Source organism: Actinomycetes bacterium (genome assembly GCA_036000965.1).
Classification (GTDB): Bacteria; Actinomycetota; CALGFH01; order CALGFH01; family CALGFH01; genus DASYUT01.
This window is the reverse complement of sequence record DASYUT010000227.1, coordinates 1-16,360: the sequence shown is the minus strand read 5'-3', so window position 1 is coordinate 16,360 and position 16,360 is coordinate 1. Positions and strand designations below refer to the sequence as shown.

The 16,360-nt window shown below is 72.8% G+C and carries 13 protein-coding genes; 6 read left to right on the top strand and 7 right to left on the bottom strand.

The features are described from left to right. Positions 1 to 92: 92 nt before the first annotated feature. Entirely contained in the window at positions 93 to 842 is a 750-nt protein-coding gene (locus tag VG276_20540) for a TrkA family potassium uptake protein (protein ID HEV8651714.1), read from the bottom strand. After that, positions 839 to 1,555 carry a TrkA family potassium uptake protein gene (locus VG276_20535; protein ID HEV8651713.1) on the bottom strand — a complete coding sequence of 239 codons (717 nt, stop codon included), beginning with the start codon at positions 1,553 to 1,555 and terminating at the stop codon, positions 839 to 841. The genes VG276_20540 and VG276_20535 overlap by 4 nt, the downstream gene beginning before the upstream one ends. A 44-nt stretch (positions 1,556 to 1,599) precedes the next feature. Here VG276_20535 and VG276_20530 point away from each other — a divergent pair, with 44 nt between their 5' ends. Then, entirely contained in the window at positions 1,600 to 3,723 is a 2,124-nt protein-coding gene (locus VG276_20530; protein HEV8651712.1) for an APC family permease, read from the top strand. Positions 3,724 to 3,943: 220 nt separating this feature from the next. Here the strand turns inward: VG276_20530 and VG276_20525 are convergent, their stop codons facing one another. Beyond that, the gene (locus VG276_20525) at positions 3,944 to 5,299 is read right to left on the bottom strand and encodes a glycosyltransferase (GenBank protein HEV8651711.1); all 1,356 of its coding nucleotides are present in this window, start codon (positions 5,297 to 5,299) and stop codon (positions 3,944 to 3,946) included. A 254-nt stretch (positions 5,300 to 5,553) separates the two neighbouring features. Then, entirely contained in the window at positions 5,554 to 6,486 is a 933-nt protein-coding gene (locus tag VG276_20520) for a metallophosphoesterase (GenBank protein ID HEV8651710.1), read from the bottom strand. 84 nt (positions 6,487 to 6,570) lie between these two features. Here VG276_20520 and VG276_20515 point away from each other — a divergent pair, with 84 nt between their 5' ends. After that, a complete protein-coding gene (locus tag VG276_20515) occupies positions 6,571 to 7,020 on the top strand; it encodes a GatB/YqeY domain-containing protein (GenBank protein ID HEV8651709.1) in 450 nt (149 codons plus the stop codon). A 111-nt stretch (positions 7,021 to 7,131) separates the two neighbouring features. On the opposite strand, the gene VG276_20510 is transcribed toward VG276_20515, so the two are convergent. Beyond that, on the bottom strand, positions 7,132 to 9,573 hold the full coding sequence (locus tag VG276_20510; protein HEV8651708.1) for a transglycosylase domain-containing protein: 2,442 nt from the start codon (positions 9,571 to 9,573) through the stop codon (positions 7,132 to 7,134). Between the two features lie 127 nt (positions 9,574 to 9,700). Between VG276_20510 and VG276_20505 the strand changes: the two genes are divergently transcribed. After that, entirely contained in the window at positions 9,701 to 10,666 is a 966-nt protein-coding gene (locus VG276_20505; GenBank protein HEV8651707.1) for a mechanosensitive ion channel family protein, read from the top strand. Between the two features lie 22 nt (positions 10,667 to 10,688). Here the strand turns inward: VG276_20505 and VG276_20500 are convergent, their stop codons facing one another. Then, the gene (locus tag VG276_20500; protein HEV8651706.1) at positions 10,689 to 11,864 is read right to left on the bottom strand and encodes an ArsA-related P-loop ATPase; all 1,176 of its coding nucleotides are present in this window, start codon (positions 11,862 to 11,864) and stop codon (positions 10,689 to 10,691) included. Continuing rightward, on the bottom strand, positions 11,861 to 12,865 hold the full coding sequence (locus tag VG276_20495; protein HEV8651705.1) for an ArsA-related P-loop ATPase: 1,005 nt from the start codon (positions 12,863 to 12,865) through the stop codon (positions 11,861 to 11,863). The genes VG276_20500 and VG276_20495 overlap by 4 nt, the downstream gene beginning before the upstream one ends. 168 nt (positions 12,866 to 13,033) lie before the next feature. On the opposite strand from VG276_20495, the gene VG276_20490 reads away from it, so the two are divergent. The 3 genes from VG276_20490 (at position 13,034) to VG276_20480 (ending at position 16,264) form a co-directional block, all read left to right on the top strand. Next, positions 13,034 to 14,359 (top strand): NfeD family protein, encoded by a 1,326-nt coding sequence (locus VG276_20490; GenBank protein ID HEV8651704.1) that lies wholly within the window; start codon positions 13,034 to 13,036, stop codon positions 14,357 to 14,359. Positions 14,360 to 14,409: 50 nt separating this feature from the next. Continuing rightward, complete coding sequence (locus tag VG276_20485) at positions 14,410 to 15,315, top strand: hypothetical protein (protein ID HEV8651703.1); 906 nt, start codon at positions 14,410 to 14,412, stop codon at positions 15,313 to 15,315. A 73-nt stretch (positions 15,316 to 15,388) separates the two neighbouring features. Then, positions 15,389 to 16,264: a slipin family protein gene (locus VG276_20480; GenBank protein HEV8651702.1), complete on the top strand. Its 876-nt coding sequence runs from the start codon at positions 15,389 to 15,391 to the stop codon at positions 16,262 to 16,264. The last annotated feature ends 96 nt before the right edge of the window (positions 16,265 to 16,360 follow it).

Sequence of the window (16,360 nt, the reverse complement as noted above, 5' to 3'; positions counted from 1 at the left end):
TGTTCATCGGCAACGCGCTGGCCGAGGAGCTTGGCCGAGGAGCTTGGCCGAGGAGCTGTAGCCCGGCCTGTCGGTGAGCTGGGCCGGGCGGGTCAGCCGCGGGGGTCGGCCAGGCGCTGGGGGTTCTGGGCGGCGGTGCCCGCGATCACGGGGGTCTCGTCCTCCTCGGGCTCGGGCGGCTTGCCGACCAGCATCTCGCGCACGTAGCCCTCGGTCCCCTCCGAGGCCACCACGAGCACCTCGTCGCCCACGGCGAACACGGTCTCCTCCTTGGGGACCACGACGTGGCCCTCGCGTACCACGGCGACCACCGCCGCGTCGACCGGCAGGCCGAGGTCGCGCAGGGTCCGGCCAATCGACGGCGAGCCATCGGCCAGGGTGACCTCGTGCAGCGACACGTGCCCCTGCTCGAACTGCATGAGCCGGACCATGCTGCCGACGGTGACCGCCTCCTCGACCAGCGAGCGCAGGATGTGGGGGGTGGACACGGCCACGTCGACGCCCCAGGCCTCGTTGAACAGGCCGTGGTTCTTGGGGTTGTTCACCCGTGCGACCACCCTGGGCACCGCGAACTCCTGCTTGGCGAGCAGCGAGATGACCAGGTTGTCCTCGTCGTCGCCGGTGGCGGCGACCATCACGTCGGCGTGGGCGATCCCGGCCATGACCAGGGAGAGGACCTCGCAGGCGTCGAACGGGAACCACTCGGCCTCGTCGAGGGAGCCGCGGGCCGCCTCGATCACGGCCGGGTCCTTCTCCAGCATCGTGACCTGGTGGCCGCCTTCGAGCAGGTCGGCGGCGATGAACTGGCCGACGTTGCCGGCTCCGGCGATGGCGACCCTCACGAGCGTGCCTCGTCTGCGTGGCCGGACCGCGCGGGCTCCTCCAGCTCGTCCTGCTGGGTCCTGCGGGCGGCCAGGATCATCGGGCGCAGCTCGTCCAGGCCGGGGTTGTCGACGGCCAGGTGGACCTGGTCGCCCTCCTGGAGGATCAGGTTCGGGGTCACGATGCGGGCCTGGCCGGTGCGGGTGACCGCCACCACCCGCCGGTGCCCGTCGGCCTCGAGCTCGGCGATCGGCCAGCCGGCCCACTCCGGGGGCAGGACCAGGGTGACCAGGGAGATGCCCTCGGTGGGGTCCTTCCAGTCGGAGGCCACCTGGTCGGGGATGAGGAAGCGCATCACCTGGTCGGTGGTCCACTTGACGGTGGCCACGGTCGGGATGCCCAGCCGCTGGTAGATCTCGGCGCGGCGCGGGTCGTAGATGCGGGCGACCACGATCGGGACCTCGAACTTCTCGCGGGCGAGGCGGGCGGCGACGATGTTGGAGTTGTCGCCGCTGGAGACGGCGGCGAACGCCCCGGCGTGCGCCACGCCGGCCTCAGCCAGGACCGCCTCGTCGAACCCGTAGCCGTGGACCTTCTGGCACTCGAACCCGTAGCGGAGCGACCGGAAGGCGTTCGGGTTCTTGTCGATGATCGCGATCGTGTGCCCGCGGGCCTCGAGCCGGGCCGCCAGCTCGGAGCCCACCCGTCCGCATCCCATGATGATGACGTGCAACTCGGCTCCTTCCCCCTCGGCCCTGGTCAGGTCGAGCGATCGGCGTGGCAGCCGTCATCTTGGAGCCGGCCGCGACCGGGCGCAACGTCCTGCGGGAGGCCGTGCGGCGGCGGGCCCGCGCGCGCCATACTGGGTGGACGAGCGCGCGGTGCGGCGTCATGGAGGCGGCGTTGGCCACGAACTTGAAGCCGGAGCTGAAACAGGTCCCGCCGGTGCCGCGGGAGTCGCGCCGGTACCAGTCACCCCTGTACCGGGCCAAGCGCGTGCTGCTCGGGGCCCCGCTGAAGACGTCGCAGCTGATCAACGAGCGCATCAGCAAGCGGGTGGCACTGGCCGTGTTCTCGTCCGACCCGATCTCCTCCACCGCCTACGCCACCGAGGAGATCCTGATCGTCCTGGTCACCGCGGCCGCCATCGGCTTCACGCTGCCGGTCTCGCTCGGCATCGCCGCCCTCCTGCTGCTCCTCGTCATCTCCTACCGGCAGGTGATCGAGACCTACCCGTCGGCCGGCGGCGCCTACGTGGTGAGCCGCGACAACTTCGGCAACCTGGTCGCCTCGGTCGCCGGGGCCGCCCTGCTCGTCGACTACGTGCTCACGGTGGCGGTGAGCGTGTCGAGCGGCGTGGCGGCCATGGTGAGCGTGTACGGCTGGCTCCAGCCCTACGTGGTCTGGATCTCGGTCGGCTTCGTGGTCCTGCTCGCCTGGGGCAACCTGCGCGGCATCCGCGAGGCCGGCCGCATCTTCGCGGTCCCGACCTACGTGTACGTCGTCAGCGTGGGCGCGATGGTGGTGGTGGGCATCTGGCGGGTGGCCGCCGGCGGCCTGTCCCCGATCGGGTACTCGCCCGCCGAGCAGGCCGAGCTCCACGGCGCCGGCCAGGCCGTCGGCGCGGTCACGCTCTTCCTCATCCTGCGCGCGTTCGCGTCGGGGACCACCGCCCTGACCGGCGTAGAGGCGATCTCCAACGGCGTGTCGGCGTTCCGGCGCCCGGAGGCCCACAACGCCAAGCGGACCCTGCTGGCCATGGCCTTCATCATGGGGTCGCTGTTCGTCGGCATCAGCTACCTCGCCGGCCACCTGGGCATCCACCCCTTCGAGTCCGGCTTCCCGACCGTGCTGTCCCAGCTCTCCCGCTACGTCCTGGCCGCCGACTCGAGCGCGGTCGGGCACGCCGCGTTCCTGCTCCTCCAGGCGGCGACCCTGCTCATCCTGGTGCTGGCGGCCAACACCTCGTTCTCCGGCTTCCCGCTGCTGGCCTCCTTCGCGGCCGAGGACGCGCTGCTGCCCAGGCAGCTGCGCAAGCGCGGGCACCGGCTGGTCTACTCCAACGGGATCATCGTGCTCTCGGCCATCGCCATCGTGCTGATCATCGGGTTCCGGGCCCGCGTCTCCGCGCTCATCCCGCTGTACGCGATCGGGGTGGTGACCTCGTTCACCCTGGCCCAGCTCGGCATGACCAGGCGTCACCTCAAGCACCGGGAGCGGGGCTGGCGGGCGGGGCTGGCCGTGAACGGCGTCGGCGGGCTGGTCACCTTCGTCGTCCTCCTGGTGATCATCGTGGCCAAGTTCAACCAGGGCGCGTGGATGGTGGTCGTGGCCATCCCGGTGATCGTGCTGCTGCTGCTGCGCACCCAGAGCGCCTACCGCTCCGAGGTGGCCGAGCTGAAGGTCGAGGCGTCGCAGCGGCTCGCCCCGCCCAAGCCCCGCCACGAGGTGGTCGTGCTGGTCGAGGACCTGGACCGGGCCACCCTGGGAGGCCTGCAGTACGCCCGCCAGCTCAACCCGCTCTCGATCACCGCGGTGCACGTCGCCGTCGACCCCGACCATGCCCGCGAGCTGGCCCAGCTCTGGGCCAAGGTGCACATCCCGATCCCGCTCGAGGTGGTCGACTGCCCGGACCGCAACCTGCTCGCCACGGTCGAGGAGACCATCGCCGAGCTGGTCAGGCCCGACACCGAGGTCACGGTGCTGATCCCCAAGCGCGGCTACAGCAAGTTCTGGCACCGCCTCCTGCACGACCGGACCGCGCTCGGGGTGTTCAAGGTGCTGGGCGAGATGGACAACGTGAACGTCACCATCGTCCCGTTCCGGCTGGGCAACGGGCCGACGCTGGCCTCGGTGAGTCACGAGGACCTGCGCGGCCACGTCCAGGCCGGAGGAGCCTGATCCAGCCGGGCCACCGCTCCGCCCCCAGCCCGCCGCCGCGGCCCGCACCCGCCCCGGGAGACGCCCCGCCCCGGGACCGCTCAGGGAGATGCCCCGGCCCGCGACCGCTCCGCCACCCCGGCCCGCGACCGCCCCGGGAGACGACCCGCTCCGCTCCGCACCCGCTCAGGGAGATGCCCCGCTCCGCACCCGCCCGGGAGACGCCCCGGCCCGCACCCGCTCAGGGAGAGCGGATGGCCATGAACTCGCTGGTGTCGTCGCCCGGGCGGCGCTCCTCGCCGGAGACCCGCTGCTCGCCCAGACGGCGGGAGCGGCCGGTCTCGGCGAAGCGGCGCACGAGGTAGGGCTTGAGTTCCCGGAACACCTCGGCGTAGGACTCGACCCGGGCCTCGGCCTCCTCGGGGGTGTCGCCCCGCACCTCGGCGATGAAGGTGGCGGTGCGGGCGAAGTACAGCGGGATCAAGGAGTCGATCAGCTTGCCGTGGTCCATGACCTGGGCGTTGTAGGCGAGCAGGTAGTCGTAGCAGATCCTCGCCCACAGGTCGACGCGCAGCCGGAAGCCCTCGGGCCGGTCGGCCGCCTCCTGGATCGCCCTCACGACCCCGGCCAGGTTCTCGGCCGCGAGCACCTGGCGCCAGACCTTCTGGTGGGTCACGTACCCCTCGACGAAGCGCCAGAGCAGGCGGTCCGAGTTGACGCGGATCTCCTCGGTCGAGGTTGCGGAACGGAAGCCGAAGGTCGGCACCGGCTGGATCTCGGTGGTGCCCGTCCAGTGGTCGACGTACCGCCCGGCGAGCGCGAACAGGCTGCCCACGACCTGGCGGAACATGGGGCCAAGGTCCTTGCCCGGGTCCTTGGCGTCGTGCAGCTTGGCGCCCAGGACCGTCTGGCAGACGCTGAAGCCCTCGCACAGCGCGACCGTGGTCATCCAGATGTCGACCCCGAAGCGGGCCACGTCGGTGTTCCACACCTGCTTGGCGGCCCAGTGGCCGGCGAGCCGGCCCGAGAACCCGAAGTCGCCGCCGATCGGCTGGCGCAGGCAGCGGCCGTAGAGGGCGGCTGTGATCGGGAAGGCGATCGAGTTGGTGATCGTGCCGTCGAACTTGTGCCGCGCGTACATGGGCGCGACCAGGTCGTAGCCGTGGTCCAGCACGGGACCGACGAGCCGGTCGACCCACTCCGGGCTGACCGAGCGCAGGTCGGCGTCGAACACCGCGCAGGCACGGGCATCCAGGCTGTCGGCGACCGCGAAGATGGAGCGGAAGGCCGAGCCCTTCCCGGACATCCCGGTGTAGGTGAACGCCACCTTGTCGGGGGCCACGGTCTTCGGGTCGAGCAGCAGCAGCGCCTCGTCGCCAGCGGTGGAGGCCTCGAGCGCGGCCTGTCTGGTCCCGTCGGTCGAGCCGCCGTCGGAGATCACGATCAGCGAGCGGCGGGCAGGGAAGTACTTGCGCAGCCCGGCCTCGACCGCTCGGACCACGTGGCCGATGGTCTTGCCGTTCTGGTAAGACGGGATGCCAACGAGGATGTCGACCGAGTCGTAGCCGCCGAACAGCTCGGAGCCATCCTCGGTCAACACGTCAGGTGGCGGAAGTGCCATTGGTCCCCCCCGGGTGGTCGGATCTCCTTGGGCCGATTCTCTCCCCGGAGGCAAGTTGGGCAAGCATCGTTCCCTGGTCACGCTGAGTGATGGAGCACTGTCAGGTCGGGCCAGTCAGGAACCATCCCAACGGGCTATCCGACCCGTGGGGAACGAGACGATCCATAGGACTGTACGGCAGCGCCTGGGCTGAGGCCCTCGGTGTGGATGGGAGCGGCGGCCCTGAAGCACTACCTCGTCCGGGCGCTGCCGTTTCCCCCGTCCGGGCGCTCGGCCCTGGCGGTCAGGGTGAGCACGGTCGCCTCGGGTCGGCAGGCGAAGCGGAAGGGCGCGTACTTGCTCGTGCCGAGGCCCGCGCTCACATGCAGCCAGCTCGCGCCCCACCTGGACAGCCCGCGCGCCTGGTCCAGCGGGAGGTCGCAGTTGTCGACCAGCGCGCCGTACCCGGGCAGGCGGACCTGGCCGCCGTGGGTGTGGCCGGCCAGCACGAGCTGGTAGCCGTTGCGCGCGAACGCGTCCAGGCTGCGCCGGTACGGGCTGTGCACCACGCCGATGCGCAGCCCGTGGCCGTCCCCGCCGGGGACGGCCACGGCCAGGTCCTCACGGTGGATGTGCGGGTCGTCCATGCCGGCGAGCTCGACGTCGCCCAGCGTGCCCCGCGCGTTCGACAGTACCAGCCAGCCCATGCCCTCGAGTCCCGCGACCAGCTCCCGGTACGGGTTGCGTCTCACGACCCGGCGGAGCTTGCGCCTGGGGCGGAAGTAGGCGGCGTAGCTCATCGGTCGGGGCGCGTAGTAGTCGTTGGAGCCGAGCACCGCCACCGCCCCGATCCGGGGACGGAAGCGGCCCAGGGCGTCCAGGACCTGTTCGAGCGCCCGGGGCTCCCCGAGCATGTCCCCGGTGACCACGAGCAGGTCGGCCGGCACGGCCGCGAGCCGGGCCAGGAACTGCTGCTTGGCCGGGTCGTCGGCGACCATGTGGAGGTCGGACAGGTGCAGCAGGTCCAGGGAGGGCCGGCCGGACGGGAGCACCGGGACCCTCTCGCGCCCGAGCCGGTACCAGTTGCGCTCCACGAGCATGCCGTAGGCGACGCAGGCGGTGCCCGCCGTGGCGACCGCGCCGGTGACGAGGCCGGCGAGCTGAGTGGCGGGCGAACGGTGCATACGGCTTGATCCTCCAAATCGTGGCCGGTTGGGGAGATCGATTGTACCCGGCGCCCCTGGCGTGGCTTCGGGTAGGCTCCGAGCATGCTGATCGACGACGTGCAGCAGGCCATGTACGGGGCCATGAAGGCGCGCAGGCCGGAAGAGGCGGCTGCCCTGCGGCTCGCGCTGGCCGCCCTCAGGTCGGCCGTCATCGAGGCGCGCCGGGACCTCACCGACGAGGAGGCGGTCACGGTCCTGCAGCGCGAGGCCAAGAAGCGCCGCGAGGCCGAGCAGGCCTACCGGGACGCCGGCCGGGACGAGCGCGCCGACCAGGAGGCGTTCGAGCTGTCGGTCATCGCCGGGTTCCTGCCTCAGGGCCTGGACCCGGCCGAGCTGGCCCGCATGGTCGACGAGGCGGTCGCCGCCACCGGCGCCACCGGGCCGAAGGAGCTCGGCAAGGTGATGGGCCGGCTCATGCCGGCGGTCAAGGGCCGGGCCGACGGCAACGAGGTCCGCCGGCTCGTGCTCGAGCGCCTCTCGCACGGCTCCTGAAGCCGGTCAGCGGCCCACCACGGCTCCTGACGGTCATGGCTCCTGGAGCCCGTCAGCGACCATCATGGCTCTGGAGCCCCGTCAGCGGCCCACCACGGCTCCTGGGCCCGGTCAGCGGCCCACCACGATCACGACCGTGGCGCCCTGGCGGAGCTGGGAGCCGGCTGTCGGGCTCTGCGAGATGACGCGGCCCCTCCTGTCCGAGCCGCCGGCTGGCACGGAGACGACCCGCACGTTGAAGCCGGCGCCGCGCAGCACGCCGACCGCCTGGCTGGCGCGCATCCCCGTCACCGCGGGCACCACCCTGACGTCCGGCCCGCCCGGCCCGCCCCTGGAGACCGCGAGCGTCACCGTGGAGCCGCGCGGGACCGAGCTGTTCGCGCCCGGGCTCTGGGCGACCACCTGGTTCCTCGGTGCCGTGTGGTCGACGAGCTTGGTCGAGACCTTGAAGCCGGCGTTGCGCAGCACCCTCCTGGCCAGGGCGAGCTGCTGGCCGACCACGTTGGGCACGCCCGTCTTGGGCTGGACCGGGTCGGACGGCCGGCCCTGGGGCGGGGCCGGGAAGCCCATCACGGGCAGCCCCTCGTGCGCCGCCACCATGAAGTCGCGGAAGATCGGGGCCGGGACCCTCCCCCCGAACACGGGCCGGCCGTCCGGGAGGTACATCGACTTCAGGCCCTTGCGGTGCCCGACCCAGACCGAGGTGGCGAGCTGGGGCGTGTACCCGGTGAAGAAGGCGCTGGTGTAGTCCTGGGCGGTGCCGGTCTTGCCGGCCACCGGCCGGCCGATGGCCGCCTGCTGGCCGGTGCCCCCGGTGACCACCCCGCGCAGCATGTCGGTGACCTGGGCCGCGATCCCGGGGTCGATGACCTGCTCACACTTGGACTTCTTGCGGTCGAGCAGCACCGCGCCGTCCCGGTCGACGACCTTCGCGATCGAGTAGGGCTCGCAGCGGACGCCCTTGTTGGCCAGCACCGCGAACGCGCTGGCCATGTCGAGCACGCTGGTGTTGCCCGTGCCCAGCACCGACGAGCAGATGTTCCAGTGGTTGGCGTACGCCTTGCTGTCCTTCGGGGGCACCTGGATGCCCATGCGCTTGGCCGCGTCCAGGGCCCGGCTCGGCCGCACCTTCGGCATGAGGGTGGCGAACCAGGTGTTCACCGAGTGGGCGGTGGCCGTGTACATGTTGTAGACGCCGGCCTCGGACTCCCCGGCGTTGCCGACGTCCCAGCCGCGCGAGCCGCACAGGGGGTCGGTGATGAGGGTCCGTGCCGGGACGTCGAACGTCTGGCTCACCGGGATGCCCTGCTCGAGCGCACTCACCAGGTAGAACACCTTGAACGTGGAGCCGGACTGGTAGCCGGTGCTGCCCTGGCCGAGCACGGCCAGGTTGCCCTGGTTGTCCTTGAAGTTCTTGCCGCCGTACATGGCGATGATCTTGCCGCTGGCCGGCTCGATGCTGGCCAGTGCACCGTCGAAGCCAAGGCGCCCGACGTGGCCCTCCACCGCGGCCTTGGCCGCGTTGTTGTCCCGCGGGTCGAGGGTGGTGACGATCCGCAGGCCGCCCTCGAACACCGCCCGCTTGCGGGCCGGGGTGGCCGCCTTGCCCAGGGTGCGGTCGTAGGCCGGGTCGTGGAGGAGCTGGCGCTTGATGAACTCCACGAAGTACGGCTGCCTGGTGGGGGCCTTGAAGATCTTGATCTTCAGCTTCTCGCGCTTGGCGATGGCCACCTCGCGCGGGGAGGCGTAGTTGAGCGCCTGCATCCGGTCGAGCACCACCATCCGGCGGGCGCGGTTCTCCTTCCCGGTCGGCTGCAGCTTCCCGGGCGCCGGGATGGTCGCGGCCAGGGCCGCCGCCTCGGCCAGGGTCAGGTCCTTCGGCTTCTTGCTGAAGTAGTGCTCGGCGGCGGCCCACACGCCGTAGGCGCCCTCGCCGAAGTAGGCCTCGTTCAGGTACGCCTGGAGGATCGTGCCCTTGTCCATCCGCTTCTCGAGCTGGATGGCGTAGATGGCCTCCCGGATCTTGCGGTCGAGGGTCTTCGAGCTCCCGGTCAGGACGTTCTTGATGTACTGCTGGGTCAGGGTGCTGCCGCCCTGGGAGATCGAACCTTCCTTGAAGTCCTCCACCGCTGCGCGGGCGATCCCGTGGTAGTCGATGCCGTGGTGCTCGTAGAAGCGGTAGTCCTCGATCGCGATCACGGCCCGCCGGATGCGCAGGCCCATGTCGCGCAGTGGGATCGACTTGCGGTTCTCGTCGCCGTGGAGGACGGCGAGCACGGTCCTGCCGTCGTTGGCGTAGATGAGCGACCGCTCCTCGGGCTTGGGCAGCGCCTTGACCAGCGGTGGGACGTCGCCCAGGCGGGCGCTGGTGTCGCGCACCAGCGCGCCCGCCGGCACCACGACGGGCAGGACGACCAGGGCGCCGAGCACGGCCAGGGCGGTGATGAGGCCGACGAAGAGCGCCACCCTGCTCCCGACGAGGCCGACCCCGCGGTCGAACCGCACGCGGGGGAGGCGGGGGAACTGCGGCTTGGGGGCAGGGACGTCGGCCATGGATCACCACGTGTCCGCAGGTGCGGCCGGGGCGTGGCCGGCCAGAGTAGCAGGGATGATAGGTTCGCCGGCAGGTGCGGGCAACCCACCGTACCCCAGCCCCACGATCCCGGGAGGCGGCGCGCGCGTGAACTGCTCCGCCCTGGGCTGCCAGCTCGCCCTGGCCGTCCGAGCACAGCTGGCCAGCGCTTCGGACCTGCTGAAGCCCGCGTCTCCCCTGTCGGTCGACGCCCTCGCCGAGGCGTTCAGGCGGTTCGCCGAGCGCGTGGTCGAGCGCCTGCCCAACCTGCTCGCCGCGGTCGTCCTCCTCGCCGTCGCGGTGCTCGTCGCCCGGCTCGTGCGGCGGGGGGTCGAGGCCGGCCTGCGTCGCACCTCGACCGAGGCGTACGTGCACCTGCTCGTCGCCAAGCTGGCCTACCTCGGAGTCCTGGTCGTCGGGATGGTCGTGGCGCTGTCGGTCGTCGGGGTCAACCTGGGCGTGCTGGTCGGCAGCCTCGGCCTCGCGACCGTGGCCGCCGGGTTCGCCCTCCAGGACATATTGAGCAACTTCGTGGCCGGGATCGTGCTGCTGCTCGAGCACCCATTCACCAAAGGTGACCTGATCGTTACCACGGATGCCCAGGGCGAGGTGGAGGACATCCGGGTGCGCGCCACCCAGCTCCGCACCCTGGACGGCCAGCTCGTGGTGGTGCCCAACAAGCTGCTGTTCACCAACGTGCTGATCAACGCGAGCGCGACCACCGGGCGGCGGCTCGAGGCGATCGTCAGCGTGCCCTACTCGCAGGACTCGGCCCGGATCAGAGAGACCCTGACCGGCGCGACCGCCGCCGTCGAGGGCGTGCTCGAGGAGCCGGCCCCGCGCGTGCTCACCAAGGACTTCGGGCAGGGCGCCCTCGAGCTGCGCCTGCTGTTCTGGGTTGACCCGCGCGCCTCGGACCTGCTGCGGGCCCGCAGCGAGGTGCTCGAGGCGATCGAGTCCGCCCTGGGCGAGGCCGGCGTCGACATCTCCGTGCCCCAGCTCACCGCCAACGTCGAGGTGCCGGCGCCCACCAGGCAGGCCAAGGTCGGCGACGGGACCGCCTCGGGCGCCTGAGGCCGGTTCGGCGCTCGCGTGGTCAGGCCGGGACGGCGGCGAACAGGTGCGCGCCGAGGCGGCGCAGCCCGGCCACGCTGTGGACCTCCTCGGCCATGAGGGGCACCTGCACAGCTGCCAGGGACGGCACGGAGGCCAGCAGCTCGCCGATGCGGCGCTGCTCGGCCTCGGCCAGCGCCTCGAGCGCCTCGTGCTGCTCCAGCAGGTCGGCCAGCAGCCGGGCGTCGGCGTCGCCGGCGCCGAGCCGTTCGTGCACGCCGGCCGGGACGGCGGGCACGAGCCCGGCTCGGTGGACCCGGTTGACGACCAGGGCGCCGAGCGGCATGCGGTCCTCGGCCAGCCGACGGGCGAAGAACGCGGCCTCGCGCAGGGCCGCCTCGTCGGGCGTGGCCACCACCACGAACGCGGTGCTCGGATGCTTCATGAGGTCGTAGACCCGCTGGGCGCGGTCCCTGAAGCCGTCGTACATCCCCTCGAAGGCGGCGAAGAACTCGCCCACCTCGGCCAGCAGGTCGGAGCCGGTGAGCCGGCGCACCATCCTGGTCATGGCGGTGGTGGCCAGGTTCAGCCCGCGCAGGTAGCCCCGCCCGATCCGCTGCGCCGGGGCGATCAGCAGGCGGAACGCGCGCGCGTCGAGCAGCTCGTTGAGGTTGTCAGGAGCGTCGAGGAAGTCGAGGGCCGAGCGGGTGGGCGGGGTGTCCACCACCAGCAGGTCGTAGCGGTGCGACTCGTGCAGCTCGTAGAGCTTCTCCATGGCCATGTACTCCTGGGTGCCGGCCAGGGTGGAGGAGACGCGCTGGTAGAAGCGGTTGGCCAGGATCCGCTCGGCCTGCTCGGAGTCGCGCGCGTAGCGCTCGATGACCTCGTCGAACGTGCGCCGCATGTCGAGCATCATGGCGTCCAGGCTGCCCGGCCCGTCCGCCCGCAGCCCCTTTCCCGTGACCGGCTTGGGGGTGTTGGAGAGCAGGTCGAGGCCGAGCGCCTGGGCCAGCCGGCGGGCCGGGTCGATGGTGAGCACGCAGGTCCGCCGCCCGCGCTCCGCGGCCCGGAGCGCCACGGCGGCCGCGGTCGAGGTCTTGCCCACCCCGCCGGAACCGCAGCAGATCACGATCCGGGCAGTACGCACGACCTCCTCGAGCCAGCTCAGCGACGCACCCGTCTCCCGCGCGAGGCCGCGGGGGCGACCGCGGGTGCTCATGCCCCGGCCCGCGCCCGCTCCCGGGCGGAACCGGGTTCGGCCGCGCGGAGCATGCCGGCCAGCAGCCGGACCGCCTCCGGGCCGGCCGCCCCGTCGGACAGGAGCGGCAGCTCCACCACGGGCAGCCCGGCCGCGCCAGCCTGGAGCTCGCCGATGAGGCGGCGCTGGGTTGCCACCCGGCGCTGGCGGTCGCGTGCCTCGCCGAGCAGCACGGCCAGTGCGGCCCCGTCGAGCTTGGCCCCGGCCCGCTCCGCCGCGGCCGCCAGTGGGGCGGCGTCCCTGGTCAGGGCGGCGAGCCGGCGCGCCCGCCCCCCCAGCCGGTCGGCGACCACCTGGTTGACCACGACCGGGCCGAGCGGGAGGCCGGCCGCGCGCAACAGCGCGAGGCTCTCCAGGGTCTCGGTGACCGGCAGCTCCTCGGGCAGGCAGGTGAGCACGACGCGCGTGCGCGCCGGGTCGTCGAGCAGCTCCTTGACCCGGTCCGCCTGGTGGCGGATGGGACCGACCCTGGCCAGCTCGGCCACGGTCTCGGGCGCGCGCAGGAACGGCACGACCCGGCCGGTCGGCGGGGCGTCGAGCACCACCAGGTCGTAGGCTGGCCGCCCGTCCCGCACGCGGGTGGCCGCCTCCCATACCTTGCCGACGAGCAGGACGTCGCCGAGCCCTGGGGCCGCCGCGGTGATGAAGCGGGTGAGCCGCGCCCAGGTGAGCAGCCGGGCGAGGGGCGCGGCGCCGAAGCGGCCGAGGTACTCGCGCAGGGACTCCTCGGGGTCCACGGCCAGGCCGTGGACCCGGCTGGCGACCCTGGTCTCCTGGTACGACAGCGAGCGCCGGCCGAACAGCCCGGCCAGGCCCTGGCGGCCCTCGACCTCGACGACCAGCACGCGCCGGCCACGGTCGGCCGCGGCCATGGCCAGCGCGGCCGCCACGGTGGTCTTCCCGGTCCCGCCCTTGCCGGTGACCACGAGCAGCCGGGCATCGGCCAGGGTGTCGATCGACATGCGCGCCATCGTAGCCGCGTACCCCGCGGGCCGCCCCTCAAGGCCCCGAGGCTCGGCGTCGAGAAACGCCCGAGGCTCGGCCTTGCGAAACGCCCGAGGCTCGGCCTTGCGCGCTTCAGGCGAGTGGCGTGGCGCGCCAGCGCCCGGGCAGGGAAGAATGACGGTGCCATGCGACGACTCCCGCTCCTCCCCGCGCTGCTCGCCCTCGCCGCGCTGCTCGCCTCCAGCCTCGGGGCCGTTCCCGCCTCGGCCCAGCCCGAGGCGCCCAGGGTCGGCCCCGTCGTCGAGGTGTTCGAGGCGTCCGGCGTGATCGATGCCAGCCTGCTCGGCGCGCTCCAGCGCGACCTGGCCGCCGCCGGCCGCCGCGACACCGAGGTCTTCCTGATCCAGCTCGACAGCTTCGGCAGCCTCAGCGTCGACCCGGCCGCCGTCCAGCGGGCAGTGGCCGGCGCCCAGGTCCCGGTGGCGGTCTGGCTCGGCCCGCGGTCGGCTCGGGCCGGCGGGGCCGCCGCGTTCCTGCTCGCCGCCGCCGACGTGGTCGCGGTCTCCAGGCAGGCCCGGGTCGGGCCCGCGCTGCCCGCCCAGCTCGGCCGGGGTCGCGAGCCGCAGCGCGAGCAGGCCCTGTTCGACGGTTCCGGGCTGCCCGCCCAGGCGGCCCACGGCATCCTCGACGGAGCCGCCGCCGAGGCGGCTGGGGTGGCCGACTACCAGGCCGAGTCCCTGCCCGACGCGGTCAAGCGGCTCGACGGCCGCCGGGTCGAGGGCGAGACCATCTCGATCCCGCGCTTCCAGGTCCGCTTCCTCTCCCGGTCGCTGGTCGACCGGGTCAGGCACGGCCTGGCCAACCCCAGCATCGCCTACCTGCTGCTGCTGGCCGCGGCGGCCTGCCTCGCCTTCGAGTGGTTCCAGCCCGGGTTCGGCGTGGCCGGCGTGGCCGGCCTGGTCATGGCCCTGCTGGCCGTGTACGCCCTGGCGGTGCTGCCGACCAACTGGCTCGCCCTGGCCGTGCTGGTGGCCGGCTTCGGCGTGTTCACCCTCGACACCGCCGTCGGTGGCCTGGGCCTCGGCACCGCGACGGCCACCGCCCTCACCGCAGCCGGCTCCTGGTGGCTGTTCTCCAGCCCGAACAGCCTGCTCCGGGTGGACGGCCGGCTGGCCGCGGCCGGCGTCGCCTGGTCGGTGTTGTACTTCGTGGTCATCCTGACCGTGGTGCTCCGCTCCCAGCGCCAGCTCCCGGCGGGCACCGAGGCGCTGGTCGGCGCGGGCGGGGTGGTCCGCAGCATGCTCAACCCGGGCGGGATCGTGGTCGTCGAGGGCGCCATGTGGCGCGCCGTCCTGGACGGCGGCGGCGCCCTGCCCACTGGCCAGCGCGTGAAGGTCGACGCCGTGCGCGACGGCATCCTCCAGGTGACCGCCGAGGATCCGGCCGCGGTCCGCCCCGGCAAGCCGGGCCGCGTGCGCAGGGCGGCGGGCACGTCCCGCCCCCGGGAGTGAGCCGGCGGGCAGGGCGGCGGGCACCGTCCCGCCCCGGGAGTGAGCCGGCGGTGGCGTCCGCCCGCGGGCCCGTCCTCCGCCTGGGGATCGGGCTCGCGCTGGTCGCGCTCGGCTGGGGCTTGAGCCTGGCCGGCGTCGAGCCGGCCCGCCGCTACTGGTTCCAGCTCGTGTGGCCCGGCTACATCCTGGTCGCCGACGGCGTCGTGCTGGCCCGGACGGGCACGTCGCTGCTGTCCTCCAACCTGCGCCGGGTGGCCGGGATGGCCGCGCTCAGCGCCGCCTTCTGGTGGCTCTACGAGCTGGTCAACTGGCACCTGCGGAACTGGTCCTACGTCGGTGGCGAGGTCCTCCCGCGGTCGCTTGGCCTGGTGCTCGAGACGGTCGCGTTCGCGACCGTGCTGCCGGCCCTGGCCGAGTCGAGGGACCTGCTGCGCTCGTTCGTGCGGCTCCCCGACCCGCCCGCCCTGCGCCTGCCAGGGGAGCGGTGGGCGGCGGCCTGGATGGTGGTGGCCGGGCTCGCCGGCGCCGGTCTGCTCTGGCGCTTCCCCGAGCAGTCGTTCCCGCTCGTCTGGGTCGTGCCGCTGCTGATCCTGGACGGGGTGGCCGCCCTGCGCGCCCGGCCGAGCGCGCTCTCGCTGGTGCGGGCCGGCCGGGCCGGGCCGGTGCTGCTGGTGGCCCTGGCCGGGCTCGCCACCGGTGTGCTCTGGGAGCTGTGGAACGCGGGTGCCCTGCCGCGCTGGTCCTACCGGGTGCCCTACGTCGGCTTCGCCAAGGTGTTCGAGATGCCGCTGCTCGGCTACCTCGGCTACCTCCCGTTCGCGCTGGTCGCCGACGCCGCCTGGCGGACGGTCTCGGGCGGGTGGGGCGGCTTGGCCGACGCGCCCGTGACCGGCCTCGGTCCGGCGGGCGGAGGGCACGAGCGGCGCCGGGACCGCGCGTACCGTGGCTGTGAATGACCGTCCCCGCAGCCCCGCCAGGTGAGAGACTGAGCCTCGACACCGGTCAGAACGCGACGAACAAGGAGTTCCCGTGAGCACGGTCGTCATCGTCACCCTCGTCATCTTGCTCGTCCTGGTCGTGATCGCGCTGGTGTCCGGCGTCCGCGTCGTCCAGGAGTACGAGCGCGGCATCATCTTCCGGCTCGGCCGGGTCGTCGCCCGCCCCAAGGGTCCCGGGCTCTTCTTCATCCTGCCGTTCGGCATCGACCGCATGGTCAAGGTGAACTTGCAGACGGTGGCGATGAACGTGCCGCCGCAGGACGTCATCACCCGTGACAACGTCACCGTCCGGGTCGACGCGGTCATCTACTTCCAGGTCATCGACCCCCTGAAGGCCGTCGTCGCCATCCAGAACTACCTGTTCGGCACCAGCCAGGTCGCCCAGACCACCCTGCGGGCCATCCTCGGCAAGGTCGACCTCGACGACCTGCTCGGCGAGCGCGACCGCATCAACGACGAGCTGGCCCACGTGATCGACGACCTGACCGAGCCCTGGGGGGTGAAGGTCTCCCTGGTCGAGGTCAAGGACGTCGACCTGCCCGACACCATGCAGCGGGCCATGGCCCGCCAGGCCGAAGCCGAGCGCGACCGGCGCGCCCGCATCATCTCGGCCGAGGGCGAGTTCCAGGCCAGCCAGAAGCTGTCCGAGGCGGCCGAGGTGATGGCCCGCAACCCGCAGGCCATGCAGCTCCGCTTCCTGCAGACGGTGGCCGAGGTGGCCACCGAGCGGAACTCCACCCTGGTCATGCCGATCCCGGTCGAGCTGCTGAACTTCTTCCAGAGCACGGTGGGTCGTCTGGCCGGCGACCCGGGCAACGGCTCGTCACCGCCCGCCCGGCCCCCGGTCGAGCCGGCGCCCATGCCGCGGCAGGAGCCGCCCAGAAGCGTCCCGGAGCGCCAAGCCTGAGTGCTCGGCGGCGATGGCGGTGATCGCCGGCCTTGGTCTGCGCGCAGCGGCGTGCCCTGCCCGGTAGTCCTGGTTCGATGTGGGGGGAGCTCGCTC